Annotated in this window: 27 protein-coding genes and 3 pseudogenes; 14 read left to right on the top strand and 16 right to left on the bottom strand. The window is 70.7% G+C overall.

The window, feature by feature from the left end; translation table 11 throughout:
* Positions 1-376: 376 nt before the first annotated feature.
* From ACIRNI_RS22655 to ACIRNI_RS22645, 3 genes and pseudogenes are all read right to left on the bottom strand, one after another.
* Positions 377-1,279, bottom strand: a complete 903-nt coding sequence (locus tag ACIRNI_RS22655; protein WP_403553665.1) for a hypothetical protein — start codon at positions 1,277-1,279, stop codon at positions 377-379.
* 36 nt (positions 1,280-1,315) lie between these two features.
* Positions 1,316-1,616: pseudogene (locus ACIRNI_RS22650) on the bottom strand (NAD(P)-dependent oxidoreductase); the annotation flags it as partial.
* Positions 1,617-2,273: 657 nt separating this feature from the next.
* A pseudogene (locus ACIRNI_RS22645) lies at positions 2,274-2,453 on the bottom strand (methyltransferase); the annotation flags it as partial.
* A gap of 62 nt (positions 2,454-2,515) precedes the next feature.
* Here ACIRNI_RS22645 and ACIRNI_RS22640 point away from each other — a divergent pair.
* Entirely contained in the window at positions 2,516-2,722 is a 207-nt protein-coding gene (locus ACIRNI_RS22640; RefSeq protein ID WP_403553786.1) for a DUF6207 family protein, read from the top strand.
* 686 nt (positions 2,723-3,408) lie between these two features.
* Here ACIRNI_RS22640 and ACIRNI_RS22635 read toward each other — a convergent pair.
* Positions 3,409-3,714, bottom strand: a complete 306-nt coding sequence (locus ACIRNI_RS22635; RefSeq protein ID WP_403553663.1) for a hypothetical protein — start codon at positions 3,712-3,714, stop codon at positions 3,409-3,411.
* Positions 3,715-4,144: 430 nt separating this feature from the next.
* On the opposite strand from ACIRNI_RS22635, the gene ACIRNI_RS22630 reads away from it, so the two are divergent.
* Complete coding sequence (locus ACIRNI_RS22630) at positions 4,145-5,185, top strand: VWA domain-containing protein (protein ID WP_403553661.1); 1,041 nt, start codon at positions 4,145-4,147, stop codon at positions 5,183-5,185.
* Positions 5,186-5,642: 457 nt separating this feature from the next.
* Here ACIRNI_RS22630 and ACIRNI_RS22625 read toward each other — a convergent pair.
* A pseudogene (locus tag ACIRNI_RS22625) lies at positions 5,643-5,858 on the bottom strand (GNAT family N-acetyltransferase); the annotation flags it as partial.
* Between the two features lie 473 nt (positions 5,859-6,331).
* Between ACIRNI_RS22625 and ACIRNI_RS22620 the strand changes: the two are divergent.
* The 4 genes from ACIRNI_RS22620 (at position 6,332) to ACIRNI_RS22605 (ending at position 9,839) form a co-directional block, all read left to right on the top strand.
* On the top strand, positions 6,332-7,135 hold the full coding sequence (locus tag ACIRNI_RS22620; protein ID WP_403553659.1) for a maleylpyruvate isomerase family mycothiol-dependent enzyme: 804 nt from the start codon (positions 6,332-6,334) through the stop codon (positions 7,133-7,135).
* Positions 7,136-7,792: 657 nt separating this feature from the next.
* On the top strand, positions 7,793-8,878 hold the full coding sequence (locus ACIRNI_RS22615; protein WP_403553784.1) for a glutamate--cysteine ligase: 1,086 nt from the start codon (positions 7,793-7,795) through the stop codon (positions 8,876-8,878).
* A 61-nt stretch (positions 8,879-8,939) separates the two neighbouring features.
* Positions 8,940-9,125, top strand: coding sequence for a hypothetical protein (locus ACIRNI_RS22610; protein WP_403553657.1), 186 nt, complete (start codon positions 8,940-8,942; stop codon positions 9,123-9,125).
* 135 nt (positions 9,126-9,260) lie between these two features.
* A complete protein-coding gene (locus tag ACIRNI_RS22605; protein WP_403553655.1) occupies positions 9,261-9,839 on the top strand; it encodes a transposase in 579 nt (192 codons plus the stop codon).
* Positions 9,840-9,845: 6 nt separating this feature from the next.
* On the opposite strand, the gene ACIRNI_RS22600 is transcribed toward ACIRNI_RS22605, so the two are convergent.
* Genes ACIRNI_RS22600 through ACIRNI_RS22590 form a run of 3 tightly spaced genes read right to left on the bottom strand, consistent with a single transcriptional unit; the run spans position 9,846 to position 10,850 of the window.
* A complete protein-coding gene (locus ACIRNI_RS22600; protein ID WP_403553653.1) occupies positions 9,846-10,109 on the bottom strand; it encodes a hypothetical protein in 264 nt (87 codons plus the stop codon).
* A gap of 4 nt (positions 10,110-10,113) precedes the next feature.
* A complete protein-coding gene (locus tag ACIRNI_RS22595) occupies positions 10,114-10,599 on the bottom strand; it encodes an SMP-30/gluconolactonase/LRE family protein (protein ID WP_403553651.1) in 486 nt (161 codons plus the stop codon).
* Entirely contained in the window at positions 10,554-10,850 is a 297-nt protein-coding gene (locus tag ACIRNI_RS22590) for a hypothetical protein (RefSeq protein WP_403553649.1), read from the bottom strand. The genes ACIRNI_RS22595 and ACIRNI_RS22590 overlap by 46 nt, the downstream gene beginning before the upstream one ends.
* A 367-nt stretch (positions 10,851-11,217) precedes the next feature.
* Here ACIRNI_RS22590 and ACIRNI_RS22585 point away from each other — a divergent pair, with 367 nt between their 5' ends.
* Positions 11,218-12,015, top strand: a complete 798-nt coding sequence (locus ACIRNI_RS22585; RefSeq protein WP_403553647.1) for a hypothetical protein — start codon at positions 11,218-11,220, stop codon at positions 12,013-12,015.
* 399 nt (positions 12,016-12,414) lie between these two features.
* Here ACIRNI_RS22585 and ACIRNI_RS22580 read toward each other — a convergent pair whose 3' ends face one another.
* Positions 12,415-13,359, bottom strand: a complete 945-nt coding sequence (locus ACIRNI_RS22580; RefSeq protein ID WP_403553645.1) for a Gfo/Idh/MocA family protein — start codon at positions 13,357-13,359, stop codon at positions 12,415-12,417.
* Positions 13,360-13,403: 44 nt separating this feature from the next.
* Positions 13,404-14,228 carry a VOC family protein gene (locus tag ACIRNI_RS22575; RefSeq protein ID WP_403553643.1) on the bottom strand — a complete coding sequence of 275 codons (825 nt, stop codon included), beginning with the start codon at positions 14,226-14,228 and terminating at the stop codon, positions 13,404-13,406.
* Between the two features lie 367 nt (positions 14,229-14,595).
* On the opposite strand from ACIRNI_RS22575, the gene ACIRNI_RS22570 reads away from it, so the two are divergent.
* The 3 genes from ACIRNI_RS22570 (at position 14,596) to ACIRNI_RS22560 (ending at position 17,062) form a co-directional block, all read left to right on the top strand.
* Positions 14,596-15,558 carry a helix-turn-helix transcriptional regulator gene (locus ACIRNI_RS22570; protein WP_403553641.1) on the top strand — a complete coding sequence of 321 codons (963 nt, stop codon included), beginning with the start codon at positions 14,596-14,598 and terminating at the stop codon, positions 15,556-15,558.
* A 338-nt stretch (positions 15,559-15,896) separates the two neighbouring features.
* Positions 15,897-16,472 carry a hypothetical protein gene (locus tag ACIRNI_RS22565; protein ID WP_403553639.1) on the top strand — a complete coding sequence of 192 codons (576 nt, stop codon included), beginning with the start codon at positions 15,897-15,899 and terminating at the stop codon, positions 16,470-16,472.
* Positions 16,469-17,062, top strand: a complete 594-nt coding sequence (locus ACIRNI_RS22560) for a TetR/AcrR family transcriptional regulator (RefSeq protein ID WP_403553637.1) — start codon at positions 16,469-16,471, stop codon at positions 17,060-17,062. Before ACIRNI_RS22565 ends, ACIRNI_RS22560 begins: the two co-directional genes overlap by 4 nt.
* Positions 17,063-17,143: 81 nt before the next feature.
* Here ACIRNI_RS22560 and ACIRNI_RS22555 read toward each other — a convergent pair whose 3' ends face one another.
* Positions 17,144-17,521 carry a winged helix-turn-helix transcriptional regulator gene (locus ACIRNI_RS22555; protein ID WP_403553635.1) on the bottom strand — a complete coding sequence of 126 codons (378 nt, stop codon included), beginning with the start codon at positions 17,519-17,521 and terminating at the stop codon, positions 17,144-17,146.
* A gap of 120 nt (positions 17,522-17,641) precedes the next feature.
* Here ACIRNI_RS22555 and ACIRNI_RS22550 point away from each other — a divergent pair, with 120 nt between their 5' ends.
* Complete coding sequence (locus ACIRNI_RS22550) at positions 17,642-18,517, top strand: NAD(P)-dependent oxidoreductase (protein WP_403553633.1); 876 nt, start codon at positions 17,642-17,644, stop codon at positions 18,515-18,517.
* 48 nt (positions 18,518-18,565) lie between these two features.
* Here ACIRNI_RS22550 and ACIRNI_RS22545 read toward each other — a convergent pair whose 3' ends face one another.
* Together ACIRNI_RS22545 and ACIRNI_RS22540 are read right to left on the bottom strand one after the other, a co-directional pair.
* Positions 18,566-18,916: a hypothetical protein gene (locus ACIRNI_RS22545; protein ID WP_403553631.1), complete on the bottom strand. Its 351-nt coding sequence runs from the start codon at positions 18,914-18,916 to the stop codon at positions 18,566-18,568.
* Positions 18,917-18,923: 7 nt separating this feature from the next.
* On the bottom strand, positions 18,924-19,508 hold the full coding sequence (locus ACIRNI_RS22540) for an RNA polymerase sigma factor (protein ID WP_403553629.1): 585 nt from the start codon (positions 19,506-19,508) through the stop codon (positions 18,924-18,926).
* Between the two features lie 293 nt (positions 19,509-19,801).
* Here ACIRNI_RS22540 and thpR point away from each other — a divergent pair, with 293 nt between their 5' ends.
* On the top strand, positions 19,802-20,386 hold the full coding sequence (gene thpR / locus ACIRNI_RS22535; protein WP_403553627.1) for an RNA 2',3'-cyclic phosphodiesterase: 585 nt from the start codon (positions 19,802-19,804) through the stop codon (positions 20,384-20,386).
* A 166-nt stretch (positions 20,387-20,552) separates the two neighbouring features.
* Positions 20,553-21,014, top strand: a complete 462-nt coding sequence (locus ACIRNI_RS22530; RefSeq protein WP_403553625.1) for a VOC family protein — start codon at positions 20,553-20,555, stop codon at positions 21,012-21,014.
* Here ACIRNI_RS22530 and ACIRNI_RS22525 read toward each other — a convergent pair.
* Together ACIRNI_RS22525 and ACIRNI_RS22520 are read right to left on the bottom strand one after the other, a co-directional pair.
* Complete coding sequence (locus ACIRNI_RS22525) at positions 20,968-21,384, bottom strand: polysaccharide deacetylase family protein (protein ID WP_403553623.1); 417 nt, start codon at positions 21,382-21,384, stop codon at positions 20,968-20,970. The two genes, ACIRNI_RS22530 and ACIRNI_RS22525, sit on opposite strands and share 47 nt — an antisense overlap.
* A gap of 33 nt (positions 21,385-21,417) precedes the next feature.
* The gene (locus ACIRNI_RS22520) at positions 21,418-21,579 is read right to left on the bottom strand and encodes a hypothetical protein (protein ID WP_403553621.1); all 162 of its coding nucleotides are present in this window, start codon (positions 21,577-21,579) and stop codon (positions 21,418-21,420) included.
* 395 nt (positions 21,580-21,974) lie between these two features.
* Between ACIRNI_RS22520 and ACIRNI_RS22515 the strand changes: the two genes are divergently transcribed.
* Positions 21,975-22,490 carry a hypothetical protein gene (locus ACIRNI_RS22515; RefSeq protein ID WP_403553619.1) on the top strand — a complete coding sequence of 172 codons (516 nt, stop codon included), beginning with the start codon at positions 21,975-21,977 and terminating at the stop codon, positions 22,488-22,490.
* 299 nt (positions 22,491-22,789) lie between these two features.
* Here ACIRNI_RS22515 and ACIRNI_RS22510 read toward each other — a convergent pair whose 3' ends face one another.
* Positions 22,790-23,710, bottom strand: a complete 921-nt coding sequence (locus ACIRNI_RS22510; protein ID WP_403553617.1) for a TauD/TfdA family dioxygenase — start codon at positions 23,708-23,710, stop codon at positions 22,790-22,792.
* Positions 23,711-23,810 lie beyond the last annotated feature (100 nt).

Here is a 23,810-nt window from a genome sequence, read left to right as displayed (position 1 = left end):
GGTCGCAGTGGCACATCACCATCGCAGAGCCGTCCAACAGCACTGAGCGTCACCGCTCCACAAAAGTTGGACCAGAACCGTAACTGGTAAACAAAGCCACCGGCCCGCCTCGAGCGCGCCGGATAGACCGGCGGACGACACCGCCGTCGCCGCGTACACGGCGGGCACCGCGTAGTGAACCACCTCGACGACATCACCGGCAGCATCACCGTCGGCAAGGCCGCCGACCTCGTCGTCCTCGACCCGGGCCCGTTCGCGGGGCCCGGGTCGAGGAGATCGCCCCGCGACGCGGGTGCTCCGGACCTCCGCGGAAGGCCGACGCGTGTATACCGCGCCGGACGTCGGAGCCGAGGACCGCCGGGCCTTTCGGCAGGGGTCAGTGCTCCGGCAGTTCCCATGAAGCGAACCAGTGGGGGAACGGTCCGGCGGAGGGCGGGAAGGCGAACGGCGGGGTGCGGTCGGTGAGCAGGCGCAGCACGAACTCGCCGGTACCGCAGTCGAAGCGCTGCCACTCACCGTCCAGGTACTGCACCAGGACCGGCCAGTCGTCAGGATCGGCCGGTCCGGTCAGCCAGTGGAAGGTCAGCTCCTGCTCGGAGGTCCCCCATATGAGCACGCCGCCGGGCGCGGGGTGGACCGGGTGCGGCCGGTACAGGTCGGCGTACCGCGCCATGTCCCGGCCCCACGAGACCAGATCCGTGCCCAGCGCACCCGGCACCAGCAGGTCCAGGTACTCGTCGAAGCTGCCCGCGCCGAAGGCGTCGACGATGTCCTTGTAGTCACCGGGCAGCGCGGTGCCCAGCGCGGCCTCCGTCGCGGCCCAGTCGACGCCGCGCCGATCGGGCTCCGTCCACCCGGTGACCTGCCGCAGCAACTCCACCCACCCGACACCGGGCGGGCGGGTGAACGCGCGCCGGGCGAGGACCGCGACGCGGCGCGGGCCGTCGGCGGTGGCCGTCACGCCGTATCCGAACCAGTGCTCGGTCAGCACCCACCCGCGCAGCTCAAGCAGCCCGCCCTCGCCGCCGATGGGGAGCCCGCCGTCCCCGCCCACCGGCGGACCGTCGGGCACCCCTGCCGCCGTACCCCCGACGACCCACGCACGTACAGGCAGACCCGCCCCCTCGACCACGTCCGCGGCGACGCGCTCCAGCTCGGCCAGATCCTCCGCGTCACTGGGCACACAGACATGCCCTGCCCCATGAGTGGGCAGCGGGCAGTGCAGTTCAGGCGCGCGCCAGGCGTCGTTCAGACGGGCGCGCAGTGCGGATGCGTCCATGCGGCCAAGTGAACAGCACGGCACTGACAACGCGAGTCAGTCGCCCGAGATCAGCCGGAGCGAGGTGCCTGCGAGAAAGGCAGTGATGTACTCGACGGCCTGGGTAAAAGGTACGGGAATTGCCTTCCGTGACATAGCCGAGGTGCGGGGTGGCGGGGACGTTCGGCAGAGTGCGACGCAAGGGGTCGTCGGCGGGAAGCAGCTCGGTGTCGAAGACGTCGAGTCCGGCGCCGGCGATCCAGCCCTCGCGCAGGGCGCGGAGCAGGGCCGCACGGTCGACGATGGCGGCGCGGGAGGTACTGATCAGGTAGGCGTGCGGCGGCATGGCGCGCAGTTCGCGTCGATGGGGATGAGCGACCCTGCCGCGCTCGGTCATCATCATCGTGAGCGCCGCGCCGAACCTGAAAGGCTCGTGGCCATCACGCTGTACGCCCGTTCCGGTGCGCCGCCTCGGCTTCGCCGTGCGGTCGGCGCAGCTCTGCTTCGCCGCCTCCCGGGCGGCGAGCAGGGCCTGGCGCGCGCGGTCGACGCGGCTCAGCTCGGCCGTCACGCGAGCACAGCCCCGGCCGCCTCGCCGTCCAGCGGGCGCGCGGCGAGCTCGGGCCGCCTCACCGACCAGCGGACGCGCGGCCAGCTCCGGCAGCCGGCCCGTCCGCGGCGCGGCCGTGGCCCATGAATCATCCTCGGGCGCGACGACGGTCATCGTCTCGGCCTGAAGGTCCCGGACAGTGCCAGGCACCAGATACGCGGCGGCGAGCCAGAAGCTGTCCGCCTCGTCCGGTGGCAGAGAGAGCCGTGTGGAGTGTGCCGAGCCGGGGTGGGCCTTGATGCGGGCATGGTGGTCGAGAGCGCTGAGCCACCGGTACCCGAGCAAAGGCCGGTACCGACGCGGTCTGCCCCGCAGGACCGCTTCGACAGCACCCGCCGGGGGGCGGGTGACGAGCAGCTGCCCGAGCCAGCTCGGCGTCCGGGTCGCGAGCGTCGTCAACAGCCGCCTTCCCGGCGCGAGCGGCTCGACCCACGTCGTCGGGACGCAGGGCACGCCGGTTCCGGGGTGGATCCGGTCGTACGGCGCCCGGGCCTCGTGCCCTCCGAGCGCGTCATGCTCGACAACGGCCGTGCCCAGAGCGAGCCGGCCCGGGTTCCGCCGGGCGAAGGCCGCCATGTGAGGATCGCGCTCGACACCGGACGGCGCGGTCTCGGCTCCACGGGCGGGCGCAGCACCACGAACAGCACATCGCCGAGCCCGGCTTGGTCGTCCGGGACGTCACCGCCGTAGACGAGGACACCATCCGCGCGGTGATGGAGAGCCTGCAGCAGCAGTGGGTGACCTCCGGCATCACCCCGGTGTGGCGTACGCCGGGCGAGGCTGGGGTCAAGGCGCGGGTGTACGCGGATACCCGACGCCCGGTACTGCGTCCGCATCACGCTAACCCTGGATGAGCAGCCCCTGAAGTCTTTCCGGGAGCCGAGGAGCGGCCGCCCCCTCCCGGCCCGGGCATGCTCGGCCGTCCACCGCTCCCACCCGACCTTCAACAAAGGCTCTTGCCACTGACTAGGTGATCTTTCTGGAGCCCCTGCGCGGACGATGCGCGCCCACCGGCGTCGGTGTCGGGGAGGCTCCCGCCAACGAGGCAGGCAGCTGCAGGACGCAGCAGCGCTGTGCGGCCGATGGGGTAAAGACGTTCGTGCGCGCCTCGTGGCCACCCAGGAGGAGCTGGCCGGAGCAGGGGCCGGTGATTGCTTCGGTGCTGCCGCACCGCCGGAATCCGGCAAAAGGGGGGCGCCGCATCCCGCCCGGTCCTGTCAGCGAAACGCACCCCCTCTGCCTGTCTACGGCCGGGCCACGGCCTGCGCGACCGGCGCCGCGTGAGGCGGCGGCCCGAGTCCCTCGCACAGGGCTGCCTCCCCGCGCTCAGCGAACCGGCCGTCCGGGCCGAGCCGTCGGCTGGGGTACGGAGACCGCTGAGCAGCACATCGCCGAGCCCCGGCTCGTGGTCCTGGACATCGCCGCCATGGCGGCGATCCGGATGGGCATCAGCAGGTGCCGGTAGCCCTCTGCATCCCGTTGGCGCCTTGACGGTGACCAGTACGGCTTGCGGTGGAGTTCACACCACGGCGCCGGGCGCTCACTCGGCGACGTCGATGTGAAGGTTCTCCGCAGGCTGGTCGGCTTTGTCCTCCCTGGGCAGCCCCAGGTCACCGCATTGGTTAGCCGGGGCGCTCAACGACAACGCGAGCACTCCCGCGACCAGACCTCCAGCGGTATGCCACGCGGGGCTCGCGGTGTGCGTGGAGCCCTGGTTGACACACTGGTTGTCGTGCGCGCTGTTGCCGAAGCCGATGACCGAGGTGGCGCCCGCCGCGGTGGCAGCGCACACCACAAAAGCGGCTGCGGCCACGGCGATCGAGATTCCCCGCTTGCTCACTGACACGGTGAACAACCTCCTGCGTATCAGGGAAAGTGCCGGTGTACCGGCACGACGTGTACGTCGCCGACAACGACCGCGCCGCCTGCCGCGTCGCGGCCGTCGCTGCCCGGCGACACAACGGCAGGGCACCGACGCCCTGCCGGACCCGTCGAGGGGCGAGCAGTGGGGCGAAGCCGGTGGGTCGGCTGACAACGGCGGGCCATGGCACGGGACTACGGTCAGGTGGACCAGAAGCACCCGGGCCAGGCCGCCGGGGCGTGCGGCCCGCACCGTACGACGCGCACAGCGCCGGGACAGCCGAGCGCCCCGGGCAACTGGGGCCGTCCGCAGGCTCGCTCCTCCCCTGCGGTCAGCTCCCCGGCCCCGATCCAAGACCGATTGTCAGTGGTGGGTGAGACGATCACAGCATCAGGTCGAAAGAGGGGGAGCAGTCATGTCCGGAAAGCAGAACTACATCAATCACGTTGCTCTTGTGCTGGATGCCAGTTCGTCCATGTCACACCTGAGCCGCAAGGTCATCGAAGTGGCCGACCAGCAGATCGCCTATCTGGCCCGCCGGTCGCAGGAGCTGGACCAGGAAACCCGCGTCACCGTGTACGTCTTCGCGCAGAAGGTGGAGTGCGTCATATACGACAAGGACGTGCTGCGGATGCCGTCCTTGAAGCAGCTCTACCGGGTCGGTGGAATGACGGCGCTGCTGGCGGCCACGCTGAAGTCGCAGAGTGAACTCGCGCAGACGGCTCAGCTGTACGGAGACCACAGCTTCCTGACGTTCGTCCTGACCGATGGTCAGGAGAACGCGAGTCATCGGTGCCCGGGCGCCCCTTCCCGCGATCAGCGGGAATTGGTGCAGGCCGTGGCCAAGATGATCGAGACCCAGGAGGACAACTGGACGCTGGCCGTTCTCGTGCCGGACCAGATGGGCAAGCGAGAGGCCATGCAGTACGGGTTCCCCAAGGACAACATCGCCATCTGGGACGCCACGAGCACACAGGGGCTGGAGGAGGCCGGGCAGGTCATCCAGGAGGCCACCGAGAAGTTCATGGTGGGCCGCACCAAGGGCATCCGGGGATCGCGGGCGGTGTTCTCCACGGGCGCGGACGCGGTGAACAAGGAGACCATCAAGGCAGCCGGTCTCACACCGGTGGACCCCTCCCAGTACCAACTGATACCGGTGACTCGCCCGGCGGCGATCCGGGAATGGGTCATCGAGAACGGGCACACCTACCGCACCGGTTGCGCCTTCTACCAGCTCAGCAAGTCGGAAAAGATCCAGGCACGGAAGCAGATCGCCGTGCTGGAGAAGAAAACGGATCGCGTGTACACGGGGCCGGAAGCCCGGGCCCTTCTCGGTCTGCCCGACATGGAAGTGCGCATCAAGCCCGACCACAACGACGACTTCACGATCTTCGTGCAAAGCACAAGCGTCAACCGGAAACTCGTACCCAACACTCGGCTTCTTCGGATGAGCTGACACCGCGGAGCCCCTCCGGCTCCAGGACCAGTGCAGCTCCTTCCTCCACTGGGAATAAGCAAGGCAAGGCCAGGCAGACAACCCAGCCGAAGCCAAGAAGTCCAAGACCACCGCCGACGACCAAGCGGCCGACTGGGCCGCAGGGCGCGTCCAGGCGCTCACGCAGGCGCCGCGCGGAGGGTCTGCCGACGACATCGAGGGCGTGCTCGGCCGCACCGGGGCAGCGTGATCGGCGCTGCCGAGCACGTGGAGAGGCGCGTCGTAGCCGAGCTCGCCATCACCGTCGGCGTCGGTCACGGCGATGATCTGGCGCTCGGGGCCGACGGCGGTGACCCGGCCAGGCGCAGCCGTATCGACGAAGCCGTGACAAGCGCTGGCGGCGGGCTGCCTGTTTCCTCCCGCCCGCCTCGGCACTTCGGGCGGAAGTGGCGTGGAGCGGCAGGATGACTTCGTATTCCCAGGGCCTCTCATGCAGTTGTTCCCACGCGGTCCGGGTGAGTTCGTACTCGACTTCACCGTGCTCGGAGCCCTCGATCGCCTCGCGGCTGGTGGGTCGGCCACCGTTGATGAACCGCATGACCTCCGGGTCGTTGTCCAGGACGAACAGGTGGTCGGTGTCGGCCGCTGTGAATGCGCGCAGGACGAGCCGGTCGGTCTCCACGAAGTTGGACATGCCGCGATCTTCATCAGGGGCCGGCCATGCTTGCCACCGGCTTTCCGGTCGGCGCCGGTTGGTGGTGTTCATGCCGCGCAGGGCTACCCGGCCTCGCCCGTGCCGTCGCGCGGCGCGATCCGGCGGCCGGGGTCGCTTCCTGTCCGAATCCGGCCACGTCGGTCGCGGTAACGTCCGGGCGCAGCCGTGCGTAGCGGATCGGACGACGTTCGAGCGCCGTATTACGTGGCCTTCGATCGCGTGCACGCGGGCGCGGCCTGACCGCTGGCCGTACGCGGCCCCGTCACCGGCTCCCTCGCAACGCCGTGACACCGCCGCTTGCGATGCGTCGGCCGCAGACCCATGTTCTCCCCGGCCGCTGGAAGCGTCTTCACGTGCAGCTGTTGTTCTCATTCCGCCTGCACGGCTGCTCCTGGTCGCATGCACATGCCGCCGGTGTGGGTGCCTTGTAGCCTGGGTGGAGGAGGTGCGGTATGGCCCCGCCTACTGTCTCTGCCAAGGACATTCCCCGGACTTCCGCGGCTCGGGCGCGCGCGGTCAACGAGGCGGAGGTACGAGCCTCGCTCGCGATCATGGGTGCGTTGGATGTCGGGGCCTGGTCGAGGCCGACGGTGTGCTCTGGGTGGACCGTCCGGAACATGGTGGCCCACGAGGTCGGTCAGTTCGAGGAGCTGCCCAAGCCCTGGCTCTTGATCACGCGAGTTCGACGGGCCCGTCGGAGGCATCCCGAATTGGGTGCGCTGGACGGCCATAACGAAAGCCAGGTCGAAGATCGTGAAGGGGTCCCAGGAGAGCGGTTGGTCGCGGAGTTCGCTCGCATCGCCCCGAAGGGGGTGCGCTCGTTGGCCCGTGTGCCGGCTTCGGTACGGCGTCGGATCCGCACGAGCATGATCTTCCCGGAGGCGAAGGCGCTTCCCGAGGACTCCATGGAGTACCTGAACTGCGTTCTCCTCGCCCGTGACACCTGGATGCACCGCATCGACATCTGTGACGCCACCGGTACCGAGTTGGCGCTGGACGCGCACGACGGCGAAATCATGGGCCAGGTACTGCTGGATCTGGCGCTTGATTGGACCGGTCCGTCCTGTCTGCTGGAGCTTTCCGGCCCGGCCGGTGGCCGATACCGGCTCGGCAGCGGTCCCCCCGTGGTCATCCTGCGGGCCGATGCCCTTGACTTCGCCCGCCACCTCTCGGGGCGGCCGCCACGAGGTGAGCTCACGTTCGAGGGCGACGGGGCGGCCGCGGCGGCTCTCACTGCGGCGCGGGTCCTCTTCTGAGCATCACCGTTCCCACCGGTACCCGACACACGACGGGGCAAGCTCCCGCCGCCTGCCGACCATGACCGCCAGTGCAACGCCCGGCCCACTATCCCAGGGCCACCGCCCCACCCTCCCCACGCGGGCCCGGGCCGTCCGCGTCGTCGGCACGGTACTGAGCGGCCACGGCCGTCGCCTGTCTGGGCTTGTTCCTTCTGGGCATGGACCTGACCGTCCCTGGACATCGCGGTCCCCGCCTTGAGCAGGACTTGCGCCCCTCCACGACACAGGTCCAGTGGACGGTCGCCGGTTAGACACTGCTGCTGGGCGGCACGGCCTTACCTTCCGACCGGTGACCGGCGCCGCGCGCCGCACAGCTGCCCCCGTAGCCGCCTACTGGCGGCTTCGCGAGGTGGCAGCCCGTTTGCGGAACGTCAGCCCTTCCAGGCCGCCGTTGTTTCCGCGGGGCCGCCCCCGGCGATCAGTATCTGTGTCCGCTCGCGCACGTCCCGCTCCCCGTAGTTGAGAGATGTCGTCTTTGCGTTCTATCTCGGGCTTACCGTCCGTGACAGCATGATGACCATGACGAGTACAGGGCGTACGTCTGCCGGTGCACAGGGACTGCTCCCAGGCCATGGCCGAAGCCGAGCAACCGCAGGCAGGCGGGCCCCGTTGACGGTGGGAGCGGAGGAGGAATTCCTCCTGGCCGATCCGGTGTCGCGCGCGGTGAGCGCGGAGGCGGACAACGTGGTGGCCGAGGCGTCGGGTGAGCTGGGCGATCGCGTCGGTACGGAGCTGACGCGCTACCAGGTCGAGGTGCGAACCGACCCTCACACCAGCCTTGCGGACTTCGCCGAGCAGGTCCGTTCCACGCGCACGGCGGTCGTACAGGCCGCCGACCGCCGCGGTCTGCGCGTCGCCTCCAGCGGCACTCCCGTCCTCGGCCAGGCCTCCCCGCCGCCGCTGACGGCCGGCCCACGCTACGCTCGGAGCGCGGCGATGTTCCGTGCCCTGGACGACGAACAGAGCGTCTGCGCCTGCCACATCCACGTCGGGATCCCCGACCTCGCCACAGCGTTGCAGGTCAGCAACCACCTGCGCCCCTGGATCCCGGTCCTGATCGCCCTCACCGGCAACTCGCCCTACTGGGCGGGGCGCGATACCGGTTACGCCAGCTGGCGCAGGACAGCGTTGGGACGCTGGCCTGTGGCCGGGCCACCGCCGTACTTCGAGTCCACCGCCCACTTCGAGGACCTCGTCGCCGCCTTCATCGCCACCGGCAGTGTCATGGACCGCGGTGGCCTGTACTGGGACATCCGGCCCTCCCACCACGTGCCCACGCTCGAATTCCGCGCCGCCGACGCGACCGCCACCCCGGGAGAGACCGTGCTGCTCGCCGGCCTCATCCGGGCGATGACCGCTACCGCCTTGCAGGCCATCACCGCCGGCGAGGCGATTTTCCAGCCCGGGCCTGAGATGCTGCGCGCCGCTTGCTGGCGCGCGGCCCGCGACGGTCTGGCCGGGCAGGGCATCGACCTGTCCACCGGCCGCCTGTCCCCCGCCGTCGACCAGGTCGACCAGCTCCTGGCATGGGCGCAACCCGCTTTGAAGGAGCACGGCGACGCGGAACTGGTGAGCACACTCTGGTCACGCGTGCGCGCCGCCGGCGACGGCGCCGACCGGCAACGTGCCGCGTACCGACGCAGGGCCCGTCGCACCGATGTCGTCGACCATCTCATCTCCACGTTCACCGCGTCGGGTTGAGATCTCCCGCCCGCTGCCGCAGACGGGCCGATCCGGCCGGAGTCGGGTTCCGCCCCTGTCCGTGTGTGAAGGGCAACGACGCACGAGCGGCGGGGACTGCAGGGACCTGCCCGCCCTCGCCGTCAACATCCGTGCCGACGCCGAACGCCGCTACGGCGGCGCAGAACACGGATGGCGGGCCGGCGTCGAATGGACGCTGCCGTGGATCGAGGACACCGCCGGCCAGCTGACCGCGGGCAGGTCGTAGGCAGTGGTGCCGGCTTGGGCGTCAGGGCGTGCCGCCGGAGTAGGAGAAGCGACAGTTCACGCCGGGGCCGGGTGTGCGGGGTTCACCGGAGCCCGGGTCGTACGGGGGCGGCCGCCAGCCCGCCGGGAGAGCTCGGTGGACAGGGCGACGCCGTCGTCGACTTCCGCGATCAACCGGGGCGGATCGACGTCGCACGCCTTCGTGGCGCGGTGGCGAGTGCCGCTGCCTCGGGCAAGCGACGGACGGTCGGTGCCGGCGGTGGACGTCTCGCCGTGGTTGCGGCCGGATGCCGACACCTGCTCGAACCGCTCGTTCTGTCACACCTTCGGCCGGGGCCTGGGTAAGCACCAGATGGTGCCTGGCTGGCCCTACTCGATCGTGGCCGCGTTGGAGACGGGCAGGGCTTCCTGGAGGACCGCGCTGCTGGACACGATCCGCCTGGAGCCCGGCGCGGACCTGGCCGCGGCGACCACCGAGCAGGTCCGCGAGGTCGTCGAGCGTCTCGTCGTGGCCGGTCTGCAGCAGGCTGACGACCCAAAGGCCCTGGTCGTGCTGGACGCCGGTTACGACGGACTCTGCGTTGCGTACCTCCTCGCGGACCTGCCGGTCGAGGTTCCCGTTACGACGTCGGACGCTTCCTGGCCACCTGGCGAGTCCTCCACCCGACCCGCACACCACAAGGCCGGCACGAAGCCCCGACACGCTAGCGGGTAGGCAAGCTCAGACGCGTAGAAGGAATCCACCGATCTGGTACTCCAGCCCCTCACGGAACTCCAGGTGCGGGATGGCGCTCTGCATCGCCGAGTACAGCGCGGGCGGCACCTCGTAGACCGCAGTCTCAAGGAAGTCGTCGTCCCGGCCGGGGAACAGGTCCCTGATCCTCAGAATCTCCACTCGGTTGAGGCCTGTGACGTGTGCGGCTTGCTCGTCGCTGTCCCAGCCGATGAGGTCCCACCCAAGGGTTTCGGTGTTGATGTCGTTCACGCGCCTACGGTAAGCGCGAACTGCGTGAGGTTGAACGGTAAGCTGAGAGCCTGCGGTCCTCCGCACGGGCTCCGGCCGCCGCGAAGACGCTGCCGTCCGACAGCGTGCCGTCGTCCCATACGTCGAAGACCCGGATGAACCCCGCCCGGGTGTCGGAGACGTACACCTGCCGTTCGTGGGGCGAGAAGACGACGCTGATCGGCGCGCCGAAGCCGTCGGCGACCAAGCGGACCCGGCCGGCGACCGGGTCGATTCGGTACACGGTGTCGGAGCCGAGCTCGCTCTCCGCCCGCCCGGTAGCCCTGTAGGCCGTGGTGATGCCGAAGTCCGGATCGGAGAACCGTGTCGAACCGTCGGACTTCACCGTCGGCGTCCAGGGTGTTGCCCTTCGGAGCGGCAGGGAGCCCGTCACCAGCATCCGGTCGTTGGGGATGTCGCACCAGCTCAACTGCCGCCAGGCGGACAGGTGGACCGGCCCTTCGGCTGACACACGTTCACCGGGTGCTGCCATCGGCATGCCCTTGGCTGCCCGGACGGCAGTGCCGTCATAGCCCTGCCCGCGTCGCCGGACGGCCGTGAGCGGTCGAAGTAGGCGGTGCCGCACCCGCATGTGCAGCGCGCGCTCACGCTGACGAGCGGACCCTGCTTTTGCAGCGCGACATGCACCCGATCATCCGCGCTCGGGAGCAGCGCCGCCACGTTGGACACGTCGACCACGTCGGCGGGCAGGCTCTCGGTCATGCCGTGACCGTGCTTGCCGGGCGCTTGGTACGCCGCCGTGCGCGGTGGCGGAACCGGTTCCGATGCCGATCTCCAGGTGCACCGTGAGGTGCGGGAATCCGCTCGGCCATCGCCGGTGGAGGAGGCCGTGCACCGGTGCGGCAGGGCTTTCCGGCAAGGTGACGAGAAGTCCGTCCTGGTCGGCTAAGGTGTCAGGGCCATTACAGCCATCAGCGGGTGAGCGCCGTTCTGCCGTGGCCGGGTATGCCCGCACGGCGGGCGCGCCCGCCACCGCGGACAGTCGCGCCGTGGTACGCGGACGGATCTCCGTATCCATGTATCCATCCGTCTGGGCGTTCGTACGTTTCATGTGTTCGGGGGAGCATCAGTGAACACCCGCCGGGGCGCGTCCGCGTCCCTCCGGTCGATACCCAGTCCGTTCGCGGTCGCCACGGCGATGACCGCCCCGTCCCGGCCCGACCGGATCGAGGACCCGCTCATCACCGGCCTGCAGTGGGCCCGTACGGCGGTGGGCTTCGTCGCCACCGCCTGGCTGCTCCTGGCGTTCCCGCTGGCCGAGGGCCGCGAGAAGGTCGTCCTGGGCAAGCTGGAGGACCTGCTCATCGGAGGCGGGCTCACACTCACGGTCGGTTTCGTGGCGGTGACGGCCTTCATCGTCGCGGCCCGCGCGCCGCTGGGCCGCCGGTACGCCGCCCGGCTGCTCGGTCCGCTGTGCTCGCTGAGCGCGATCGCGTTGGGCGCCGGAGTGTCGTATGTGATGGTCAAGATGCTCAAGGGCGAGATCATCTCGACGGCCGACATCGGCTACCACGGCATCCTGATCGGCCTGTTGGTCATGGTGCTGTTCTTCGTCGGCGCGGTGGTCTGCGCGCTGGTCCTGGTGTTCGCGCTGCTGTGCACGATCGTCGCATTGGTGTACGGGGTGAACTCCTGCTTCCGCCTGGGCGATGTGCACGAGCTGCTGCCGGCCCTGATCTCCCCGATGCTGGTGTGGTCCCTCTTCGGGCTGGGCCTGTTCGACGGTCCCGACGTGGCGGCTCCGCCGCTCGTCCTCTACACCTTCCTCCTCGGCGGCCCCCTTTCGGTCACGGCGCTGTCGGTCTGGGAGGTGCGCAGGCTGCGGGCCCGGTGGGGTGTGACGCTGCGGGGGGCGCTGGGGAGATAGCCCGGATGCCGACATCCTCAGGACCGTCGACGGCAAGCGCCTGCTCGACACGTGCCGCGCTGGTCACGAGTACACCCGCCACCAGCGGTCCTCCTCGGCACGAGCCACTTCGGCGCCCGTACTGACGCGCGTCGAAAGCGGAGCTTCGGCAGCGGGGAGGGCAAGAGGGGCGTGGGGCAGGGTGGCGCGGCGGGACGTGCAAGCCGGAGCCGAGCCGGAGCGGGCGTTCGCGCTGGCGCATGCGTGGTGGTGCGGTGGTGGAGCAGGCCTGCGCTGAGCGGGGACCAGCCGGCCGCGCGGATCGGGGGTTTTCTGTGCCGTCCGTCTGACTGCACGCCCTGCCCCGGCCCCCGGGGCGTCGGCCGCTCGGACGGCTCAGTGGGGGCCGGAAGACGGGGGTCAGACGGGGTTGTTGACCTGGTGGTCCAGGTCGAGGGTGAGCTGGAGCGCGTCCAGCACACTCGCGGGGGCGATCTGGTTGTCCGCCTCGCCGCGTACCACCTCCAGGACGTGGCCGATCATGGCGGTGTACTGGTCGGCGGGCGGGAGCGTGAGCTCGTGCGCACCCTCGGCGGTGTAGGCGGTGACGGTGCCGGAGGGTTTGCCGTCGAAGCCCATCATGGACGTGGCGTCCAGTACGCCGTGCTCGAAGGTGGCGGTGTAGCCGCTGCGGGCCCCCCACGCTTGAGGCATGAGGGAGGAGATCGAGCTGCGGGCCGCCGCGCCGTCGAAGCGGAAGGTGGCGTCGATGGCTCCGGAGTCCTCGCCGCGCGCCACCGTGGTGACGGTGGTGGCCTGGGGCAGGCCGAGGGTGCGGGTGATGATGTCCATGTCGCTGTGCAGGGCCTCCAGCGGCAGGACCTTCAGCCCGAGCGAGGCGCCCGGCCACAGGTGCGCGGTGAGGTTCCACAACGTCAGCTGCTCCAGGCGCCCGTAGGCGCCCTGCTTCACCGCGTCGAACAGGGCTTGGTTGGCCGGGATGAACCGCTCGAACATGTCGACGAACACGTGCTTGTCGCTGCGGGCGGCGGCCTCGACCACCCGCTTTGCGTCTTCGATGTCACCGGCCAGCGGCAACTCGACCAGCGCGTGCTTGTCCGACCGAAGAGCGCGCAGCACGAACTCGGCGTGCAGCGGGAGCGGCAGGCAGATGTCCACCAGGTCGAAGGAGTCGTCCTCGAACGCGGCGTCCATATCGGTCGAGGAACCGAACCCGAACTGGGCCGCCACCTTCGCGGTCTTGGCCGCGTCCCGGCCGAACATCACCACCTCCACGTCGCCACGAGCGGCGTAGACGGCGGCGTGCGCCCGTCCGAAACCGGTTCCCAGCAGTGCGATCTTCATCGTTCGTCTCCTTGCGGTGCGTGTGTGGTGGGGGCGTAGTGGGCTCAGTGAGTCGTGGGCCGGGTGAGGAGGCCGAAGCGGTTCCCGTGCGGGTCGCGGATACGGGCGCGGGCCGGGCCGCCGGGCGTGGAACGCGGCTGATGCTCGACCCGTGCGCCCTTCTCCTGCGCCGCTGCAGCGGTGGCGGCCATGTCGGTGACCAGGAAGGTGGGCATGACGTAATCCACCGCGCCACGGTGTTCGCCGCTGTGATCCCACAAGAGGCCGGAGGGATACTCGGCGCCGGGGCCGAAGACGGCCAGGCTGGGCACCTCGCCGCCGGCGTCGTCCTGCTCGAACCGCCAGCCGAACCCCTGCGTGTAGAAGTCGATGGTGGCCTGGACGTCGGTGGTGCCGATCTCGAAGCCGTCCATCGACCCGGCCTTCGGCGTGAAGGCGGCCTCCTGCATGTACTCCTCGGTCCCGGCGATGCGCTGCTCGAAGCGTGCGGAGGTGGTTTGGGAGAAGAGGGAGAACAGGCTGCCGCGCGGGTCCTTCAGCCGGACGAAGACGGTCACGTCCCCCACCGGCGTGGCTGGTACCACGACCGTGGCGCCCAGCTCGGTGAGCTTGTCGACGTCGGCGTGGACGTCGGTGGACAGGATGGAGAGGTTGATGGCTTCCTCGCCGGTGTCGCCCTGCTGGATCGCGCCCATCGGCCACGGCGCGCCGGAGGCGAGGATGCGGGTGTAGGTGCGGCCGTCGATGGAGGAATCCGGATCGACCTCGAAGGACCAGCCCAGCAGAGGGGCGTAGAAGCCGGTGATGGCCTCGGGGGTGGTGGTGCCGATCTCGAACCAGACGACCTGGCCGGGAGAGATGCGGCTCATGAGGATTGTTCCTTTCGTGCGACCGCGAACGTGGCATGTGTTCGCGGGTCGGGTTCTTCGTGTCGGACCTGACCTCACCCCTGGGGGCGGGGCCACATGCTGGGCCGGATGAGTGAGCCCGCGCGGTGCCCGCGGCGGGTCAGGCCGCCGAAAGCGTGGTGTCCTGCTGCTCGGGCCGCCCACGCGGACGACGGTGACACCGACCGCATCCATGAACGAGGCGATGAGCACCACGGTCAGCGCGACCCACCTGCACGGATCCCCCGTGTTCATTGGCGTTTCGGGGGTGTTTGCTCTCGGACATGCCGTCCAAGCTAAGGGCCTATTAGGACATCCGGCGTCCGTAAAGAGGAGCAATCTGGAGGGCATGACGACCGACCTGCCCGCCCGGATGCTCCGCCTGCTGTCCCTGCTCCAGACCCGCCGCGAGTGGTCCGGAACCGAACTCGCCGAACGCCTCGGCGTCACCGGCCGCACCATCCGCCGCGACATCGGCCGCCTGCGTGACCTGGGATATCCCGTCGAAGGCACCACCGGCCACGCCGGCGGCTACCGCCTCGCCTCCGGTACCGCCATGCCCCCGCTGCTCCTCGATGACGACGAAGCCATCGCCACCGCCGTCGCCCTGCGCACCGCCGCAGGCCACCTCACCGGCATGGAGGAGACCTCACTGCGCGCCCTGGCCAAACTCGAACAGGTGCTGCCCGGCAGGCTGCGCACCCAGGTCGCGGCCGTGCAGCAGACGACGGCCACCATCGGGTGGGAAACCCGAGGCCCACGCGTCGACCCCGCACTGCTGGGCGGACTGGCCGCGGCCTGCCGCGACCACGAGATCGTCACCTTCGACTACACCACCCGCCGCAGCGGCACCGCCTCCCGCCGTGCCGAGCCCCACCACCTCATCGCCTCCGGCGGCCTGTGGTACCTCCTCGCCCACGACACCGACAAAGACGACTGGCGCACCTACCGCCTCGACCGCATCACCAACCCCGCCCCCACCAGGCGGTACTTCACCCCGCGCCCGGTTCCCGGCAACGACCCGGCCGCCTACGTCTCCGACAAGATCGCCACCGCTCCCGCCCGTTACCGCGCCATCGCGACCGTGCAAGCCCCGGCCGACACCGTCCGCCGCCGCACTTGGGCCCTGGCCGGCCGGATCCGTCCCCTCGACGGGACCACCTGCACCGTCGACTGCTCCAGCAACTACCTCCCCGCCATCGCCCAGGCCCTCGCCGCCCTCGACGTCGACTACACCCTTGACACCGACCCTGAGGTGACCGCCTACCTCCACCAGACCGCCGTACGCATGCAGCACGCCACCCACTCATGACAGGCCGACCGGCACCCACGCCCGGCCGGCGGACCCGTGTGGCACACCCCGCGCCGGACCGGTCCTGGAAAGCGGTTCCTGCCAAACCGGCGAGGCGCCGCCGGTTCGGCGGGATGGACGCGCGGGGCTGCGGCCTGTTCGCGACGGCGTACGGCAATGGTCTGGTCACTCGGTCGCGGTAGAGGTCCAGCCAGTTCTCGATGGCGAGAGGGGCGTATCCCGCCCGGTGTGCCGACGGCTGCGGCTGCGCTTCTCTCAGGTGTCGGCGTCCGCGGCGTTCGAGGCGGCTCTGCCGCATGCCTGGCCGTACGCACTCTACAAATGTAGAGTCCCGAGGTATGAATGGTCTTGCAGGCACCCTCGTTCCCCGCCCGGACTTCGGCTCCCGGCACCAGATCGTCATCCCGGCTCCGGTGGAGGCGGTGTGGGCGGCGTGGCAGGAGATGGAGCAGGCCGGTGGCGACGGGTGGGGGCCGCTCGTCCGTGTGCTGTTCGCCGTGCGGCGGCAGCTCGGCCGCCTGAAGAGCCGGGGCGGCGGCACGGTACCGGAGGAGAACGTCAGGGACCTGAAGGACAGCTTTCTGCTGCTGGCCGAAGAACCACCACGAGAGACGGTCCGCGGGATCGTGGGGCAGTGGTGGACCATGGGCCCAGCCGGCGGACGGCCGGACGTCACAGGGCTGCGTGAGTTCCTGGCGTTCGACGAACCCGGCTACGCGAAGGCGACCTTCAGCATGCGGTTCACCGTGGACGCCGCCACCGGCGGTACGCGTGTCGTCACCGAGACCCGGGTCCTGTGTCTGGACAAGGCGGCTCGTCGAGCCATGGGCCGGTACTGGCGGCTGATCGGGCCGTTCAGCGGCCTCGTCCGCCGGATGATGCTCGGCAGGCTCAGGAAGCGGGCCGTCGCGTGAGCAGGGACAGGAGCCCCCGCGTACAGGCGCTGCTCACCGCGGCGGTGGAAGTGATCGCCGACGAGGGCCTGCGAGGGCTCACCCACCGGGCGGTCGACGGGCGGGCGGGGGTGCCGGCCGGGTCCACCAGCTATTACTTCCGTACCCGGCAGGCGCTCCTCGCCGCTGTGGTCGCGTTCATCGCCGAACAGGAAGTGGCGGACATCGAAGCGGCGACCGTCTCCGAAGAACTTGCCGCGGAGCCGCCGGTACGCCAGATGGCGGACCGCTTCGCCGGCGTACTGGCCCACTGGCTCGGCTCCGAGCGCGACCGCACCCGCGCGCGCCTGGAGATCGTCCTCTTGGCGGCACGCCACCCGGAAGGGGAGCTGGGCTCCGAACTGCTCCGCGCCCGGGAGCGGTTCGTCGGCCAGGCGCAGCTGCTGGCGACCACGCTCGGCAGCCCGCATCCGGAAGAGGCCGGGCGGATCATGGTCGCCTTCGCCGAGGGGCTCACGTACGACGGGGTGACGCGGTCCGGCCCGGACACCACGGACCGCGCGGCCTTGCGACGGATGCTGGAGAGGGTCCTGACCGCCCTGACGCCGTAACACGCACTTGCTGCGACCCGTACGAAGACGGCAGGGACGCCGCCGGGCCGGGTGTTTCCTCCCGTGGGGGCGCTCCGACTTCTATCGCCGAGCTGTCGCGGCAGCGTCGCCGGAGACCTTTTCGGCCCCGATCCGCCGCATGCGTTCGGTTCCCCACTCGCCCAGGGAGGCCAGGGCCACGTTGAGCGAGACGCCGTGCTCCGTCAAGGAGTACTCGACCTTCGGCGGCACCTCGCGGTACACCTCGCGGTGCACGAGCCCGTCTTCTTCCATCTCCCGCAGATGTTGGATCAGCATCTTCTCGCTGACACCGGGCAGGCCGCGTCGAAGCTCGGCGAACCGGCGCGTCCCGTGGTGGTGGAGCTCCCAGAGGATGAGCGATTTCCACTTGCCGGCGACCACGTCCATCGCCGCGTCGATGCCGCAGAAATAGGGGCCGCGTCGTGCTGCGGTAGCCATCCGCCCTCCAAGAGGTACTTACTCATGGGTGAGTACCCCACTCATTAGTCCGTACTGGTCAACTTTAGCGGCTGCGGAGAGGATCGAGGAGAAGGACGAACACGAGGGGGAACGCCAAGAATGACAACCGACAACAGCGTCCAGGTGAGTGTCCTCGGGCTGGGAGCTATGGGCAGCGCTCTCGCGAGCGCCCTGGTGAAGGCCGGATACGCGACCACGTGCTGGAACCGCTCACCGGGGAAGGCGGACGACCTCGTCGCGCAGGGCGCCAAGACCGCCGACACGGCCGGCGACGCGGTTCGGGCCGGCCGGTTGGTGATCGCATGCCTGCTGGACCACGCGTCCGTCCATGAGGTGCTCGATCCGCTCTGCGATGAGTTGGCGGGACGAACCCTGGTCAACGTGACGACGACGACGCCTGCTCAGTCTCGGGAGTTGGCGGATTGGGCCGCCCGAGCCGGAGTCGCGTATCTGGACGGCGGCATCATGGCCGTACCGCACATGATCGGCCGGCCTGAGGCGTCGATCCTTTACAGCGGATCTGCCGATGTCTTCCAGCAGTACAGGCCACTGCTCGACCTGTGGGGAACCAGTACCTACTTCGGTGAGGATGCCGGGCTGGCGTCCCTCTACGACCTCGCCCTGCTCGCGGGCATGTACGTCATGTTCGCCGGATTCATGCACGGCGCCGCCATGGTCGCGCCGGCCGGGGTGACGGCGGGCGAGTTCGCTGCCAAGGCCACACCCTGGCTGGCCGCCATGACCGGCGCCTTCCAGGGTTTCGCCGCAGTCATCGACGGCGGGGACTACACCGTCGAAGGGCAACAGAGCCTGCGGTTCTCCGACCTCGGTGACGTCCTGGGCGCCAGTTCCGAGCAGGGCGTCAGCACCGAGGTGGTCTCCATGGTGCAGCGGCTCATCCAACGTCAGGTCGATGCAGGCCATGGAGAGGAAGGCTTCGCCCGAATCATCGAGAGCATCAAGCAGCCGGGCTGAGGACTCGCGCACCCGGGGCGATCCAGGATCACCCCGGGTGGCGGTTCCCTAGCGTTTCGCGCGGGTCAGGTCGCACCTCCCGTTCGCGCAGGACCGGCGCAGTCGGCCGGCCGAGACGGTTTCCGCGAGGCCGATCGCCCAGCACATGGGGCAGCCGCGCAGCGCGATCAGGCCCACCGGGGCGAGCAGCAGGCTCGCCGGGCCGGTGATCGGCAGGAGGGACAGGGAGGCGGCAAGCGCGCCGAAGCCGAAGGCGCCGCGGGTCAGATGGCGTGGGACGGTGGCGCTCGCGAAGCGGCCGCGTGGTGGTGATACCAGTGGTGTCTGTGGTGCCGGTGTGGCGTGTGCACCGGCACCAGGGTCGGCGAAGTGTGTCGTCGTGGTCGCATCGGGGGTCATCGTCGGTTCACCTCGTGTCGGCCGGTTCGTCGCGCAGGGCTTTGCGTACCGCGGAACGGGCCCGGTGGAGGCGGGACTTCATCGCGGCGGTGCCGAGCCCGAGCCGGTCGGCGACGGTGCGGCCGGGCAGGCCCTGGATGTCCCGCATGACCAGCACCTGCCGCTGGTCGTCGGGCAGGGCCGCGACGGCCGCTGCGACGCGTTCGGCTTCCAGGCGCAGCAGGACGTCCTCCTCGGCGGACCGCGTGGTGCCGCCGAGCGTCTCGAACCGGTCCGGCGTACCGAGCCCGCCCGCCTCGGCGTCCGGTCCGCGGTGGAGCAGGGCGCGGGTGCGGCGCAGGCACTCGTTGCGCACGATCCGGAACATCCACGACGCCAGCGCCCCGGAGGCGCGCAGCATGCCGATCTTTCGGTAGAGGATGATCAGCGCTTCCTGGGCGGCGTCCTCGGCGTCTTGAGGTGTGGCGCACAGCGAGTGCGCGAACCGTTGCACGTGCGGGTAGGAGCCGTACACGAGCGCGGTGAGCGCCTCGACGTCGCCGCGTTGCGCCGCGGCGACCAGGGTCGCGCCGGGCCAGGTGCGGTCAGCCACGCTGCCGCCTCCGGCGGCGCAGCAGGGTGGCGGTGCACGCGCACAGCAGCAGCACGGCGGCCGCGGCGGCGATGACGACGGTGGTCATGGGGGTCCTTCCGGTCGGGGTGCGCGGCGGACGCGGTCGTCCGCACACCTATGAGAGGCACGACCGGCGCGGAAGGATTCACCCCTGTCCGCACTCCGGTGGTTCGCCGTACGAGCTACGAGGTCGGTAACGGGTTTCCCTTCCCGGCGTTCCCGCGTGCCACGGGGAAAGCGGGGACCGGCGCCAGTGGTGTACGAAGTCCTTCGTGAACGAACAGATTCCGGCCGAAACCATCCGTGTCTTCATAGCCCTCGCTCCGCCCGACGACGCCAAGGAGGAGCTGGCGCAGGCGCTGCGGTCCGCCTATGACGCCCACCCGCGCCTGCGGTGGAACCGCATCGAGGACTGGCACATCACCCTGGCGTTCCTCGGTGAGCTGCCGCGGTCCACCGTTGCGCTGCTGCAGCCGCCCCTCGCGGAACTGGCGGCCGGGCGCCGGCCCCTGCGGCTGGCGCTGCGCGGCAGCGGGCACTTCGACGAGCGGGTGCTGTGGAGTGGAATCGGCGGGGACCTCGAAGGTCTGCAGTCGCTCGCGGGAGAGGTGCGGACGTTGGTCAAGGACCATGGTGTCGCCTTCGTCGACCGGCCGCTGAATCCGCACCTGACGCTCGCCCGGGCCCGCCGCGACGACACCTCCGGCGTGGTGCGGGCCGCCGCAGGACTCTCCGCGTTCACCGGCCGTACGTGGCAGGCCGAGCGTCTGCACCTGGTCGGCAGCAACTACGGCCGTGGCCCCGGTCCGATCCACTACCGGGACATCGACTCCTGGCCCTTTTGCGGCACGGGATGAACCCGCTCGGAGAAAAGCGGACCGGTTCTGTCCGCTCAAGGTGTCAGGGTGACCCCACGGACGGAGACGATCCGCAGCCGGTCCCCGGCGGACCGTTCCCCGTGCGGGAAACCCGCAGGAAGCCCGCAGGAAGCCTCAGGAAACCCACGACGGACGGAGCAACCCGATGAGCCGCCACATCCAGGTCACCTTCGACGCCCACGACCCGCGGGCGCTGTCGTGCTTCTGGCGCGACGCGCTCGGCTATGTCCACCCGGGCCCGCCCGGAGTCGACCTGCCCGAGGGCGCCGACCCGCTGGCCGCGTGGGACGACTTCCTCGCGCGGATCGGCGTACCGGAGGAGGAGCGCAGCACGCGGTCGGCCATCGAGGACCCCGAGGGGCACGGCCCCCGGCTGTTCTTCCAGCAGGTCCCCGAGGACAAGGTCGCCAAGAACCGCGTCCACCTCGACATCCGTGCGGCTCCCGGGCTGGAGGGAGAGGAGCGGATGGCGGCGCTGGAGGCCGCCTGCGACCGGCTCGTCGCGCTCGGAGCGACGCGGGTACGCCGCTTCGAGCCCGCTCCCCCGATGAGCGCCGGCTTCATCGTGATGGCCGACCCGGAGGGCAACGAGTTCTGTCTGGACTGACCGCGGGCAGGGCCGTCAGGTCCTTGAAGAACGGGTGGCTGTAGGAGTGGTTGCCCAGGCCGTGCCCGGCGGCCGCGATCCTCCGGACCACCTGGGGGTTCCGGTCGGCGAACTCGCCCGTGAGGAAGAACGCGGCAGGCGTCCGGCGGCGGGCCAGCTCGCCGAGGACGCGGTCCAGGCCGACGTCGTTCCACGCCGCGTCGCACAGGCGGGGCCCGGGGCGGCAGGGCCGCGGCGGACGAGACGGCGAACAGGGGTGGCGGCTGCCACGAGCAGGCGGCGGGAGAGAGAACCGTGTACGGCGAACAGACCACGCGTTGTCATACCGCCCTCGTCGGCCGGCCGCCGCCCGCCCTTGCGCCTGGACCACGCCGTGTCCGTACGCCGGGCGCGTTCGCCGCCCCTACCGGGGCGTGTCGGCACTCGGGGTCGTGTCCGGGACGCAGATGATCCCGTCGAACGCCTCCAGGGCGGGGATCTCGATGAACGTCGTGTCCAGGCGCGTCCGGACCGGCTGCGCCAGTCCGTGCCGGCGTGCGTACGCGCGCAAGTCGCAGGCGTCCACCAGCGCCGGCTCCCCGGGGACCCCGGCGAAGAGCGCTTTGACACTGTCCGGCGCCGCCTCGGGAGTGGCCGCCGGGCCCCAGCCATGCCGAGCGGATGCTCCTCGACGAGGAACCGCAGGACGCGGTGGCGCAGCAGGCTGTCTGGCGTGGCTGGAGGTCTGCTCTTGGAGCGATGACATCGAGGTCACGCTGTCCGCCGCACGTCGGTGGCTGCGGTCGCGCCGTTGAGCCGCCGATGCCGGGCCACCGTGTCGGCGGCGGTGTGGCCGGTACGACTTGTGCGTGCGCCCGGGTGACACGCGGGCCGTTGAGCTGCGGTGCGGAGGCCCGCCCTTCTACGAATCGGCGTGATGAAGCACGAAGCACACCGCTGCCTGCCCCGTGGGGGAAGACCATGAACAAGCACCTCGCCGCCGCCCTCGCCGTGGCCGCCACGGCGGTCCTCGCCACCACCGGCTATCTCACCCACCAGTACGTCACCTCCCCCGCCGCGCCGCGCGAGGCCATCGCCCGCCATGCCCCCGAGAGCGCCCGGGAAGTGGCGGGCAGCGCCGACGACGTCTTCCACGGCACCGTCGTCCGCCACGCCGGGCGGCGTACCATCGCCGAAATCCCCTCGGAGCTGTACGAGGTGCGCGTCGGGCGCGTCTTCAAGGGCGGGGTGAGCGGCACCGTCACGCTCACGCAGCCCGTCGGCAACCCCCGCCTGGCGGTGGGCGGGAAGTACGTCTTCGCCACCGCGTCGTGGCACAACGAAAGCGACGAGCACGCCGTTCTGGCGAAGGCCCGCCCCACCCCGGCAGCCGACCTCGGCGCGCCCGTACGGGGGGTGGGCGGCGGCTCGGCGCCGACCGTCGCCGAGTACTGGCAGGACGCCGTCGACCGCCAGATCGTCGCCGCCCGCGGCTGACCGGCGACCGCCAGTGCGGGTCACCCGAGGTGGCCTCCGGGTGCGCCTGGGTCTTCAGCGCCCAGTACGCGCCCGAGCAGCCGGCCGGCAGCGGCGGGAAGCGGTGGTCCTTCACGTCCGTGCTCCAGTGATGCTCGCCGCCGCAGTCGCACTCGTAGATCCCGCTCGCCGGGACGATCTCACCGGGGTGCCACGACGTCTTCTCCTCGCCCATGCCACCAGGTCTGCGACGCCGGTCCCGGGACCGCTGCCCGAGCGGCCGCGCGGGCGGGTGTGGACCCGGCCAGGGAAGCCGGGTGTCAGTCCACCCACACGCGTACGAGGCACCGCCGGCGCAGCGGATCGTGAGGGGTGTCGGTGAAGGCGGTGCGGCCGTGCAGGACGGCCGCGTTGTCCAGCAGCAGGAGGTCGCCCGGGCGCAGGCGGACCGGGACGGCGGTGCCGGGGGCGGTCAGGATGTCGTCGAAGGCGTCCAGGGCCGCCAGGTCCGCGGCCGACAGGGGTGCGGCGGCCTCACGCTGGCCGCGTTCGATCCAGTGGCGGTTGTACTGGACCAGCAGACGGCCCTCGTGCCGACGGAAGACGGGGTAGACGCGGTCGAAGCCGTCGCCACGGCCGAAGTGGAAGTCCCGGTACAGGCGGGGCAGGGCCGCCGGGTGGCGGGCGAGCAGCCGGTCGTGCACGGTGTGGCCGCTGGCGAGCAGCGACTCGCCGCCGCGAGCCGCCTGGCGTACGCAGAGGAGGCCGAGCAGGCGCGGCGGCCCGGGGGGCCCTGCACGGTCGGTGTGGAAGGCCAGGTCCCCATCGTCCCTGCCCTGGTGCGCGGGGTCCGCCGACGGGTGGCCGGCCGGGAGCTGTGCGGTGAGGACCGCATGTCCCTGACGGGCGGTGTTCGGCGGTCGAGGCGTGCCCAGGTACGAGCCGAACCAGTGGGCCAGGGCGCAGCACTCCTCCTCGGTGCGGCCGTCGAGCGGCCATCCGCGTACCACCGCCACTCCCGGGCCGCCGCTCAACTGCTCTGTGACGCGGGTGACGAGCGCGGCCGGTGGGGGCGGCAGGGCCGTGCCGGCGGCGCCCGGTCCCGCGCTCCGAAGGTTCTCCGCCCAGGCGGACGGCAGGGTGATCAGCCAGTCGTCTTCCCGTAGGGTGCCCCGGCTCCAGGCTTTGGGGCCGCCGACAGCGTCGGGGTCGGCTGTCACCATGCCGTCGGCTGTCACCATGCCGTCCTCCACGTCCCGCACCGGACAGGGCACAAGCGAGCGCTCCCAGCCTTTCCCGCCGGTGCCGTGGCGAAACGGCGTCAGGCCAGGTGCTCCCCTG

The sequence above is a fragment of the Streptomyces sp. NPDC093546 genome (genome assembly GCF_044765045.1).
In the GTDB taxonomy this organism is placed as follows: Bacteria; Actinomycetota; Actinomycetes; order Streptomycetales; family Streptomycetaceae; genus Streptomyces.
The sequence above is the reverse complement of the archived record's forward strand: the minus strand, read 5'-3'. Positions and strand labels throughout refer to the sequence as shown.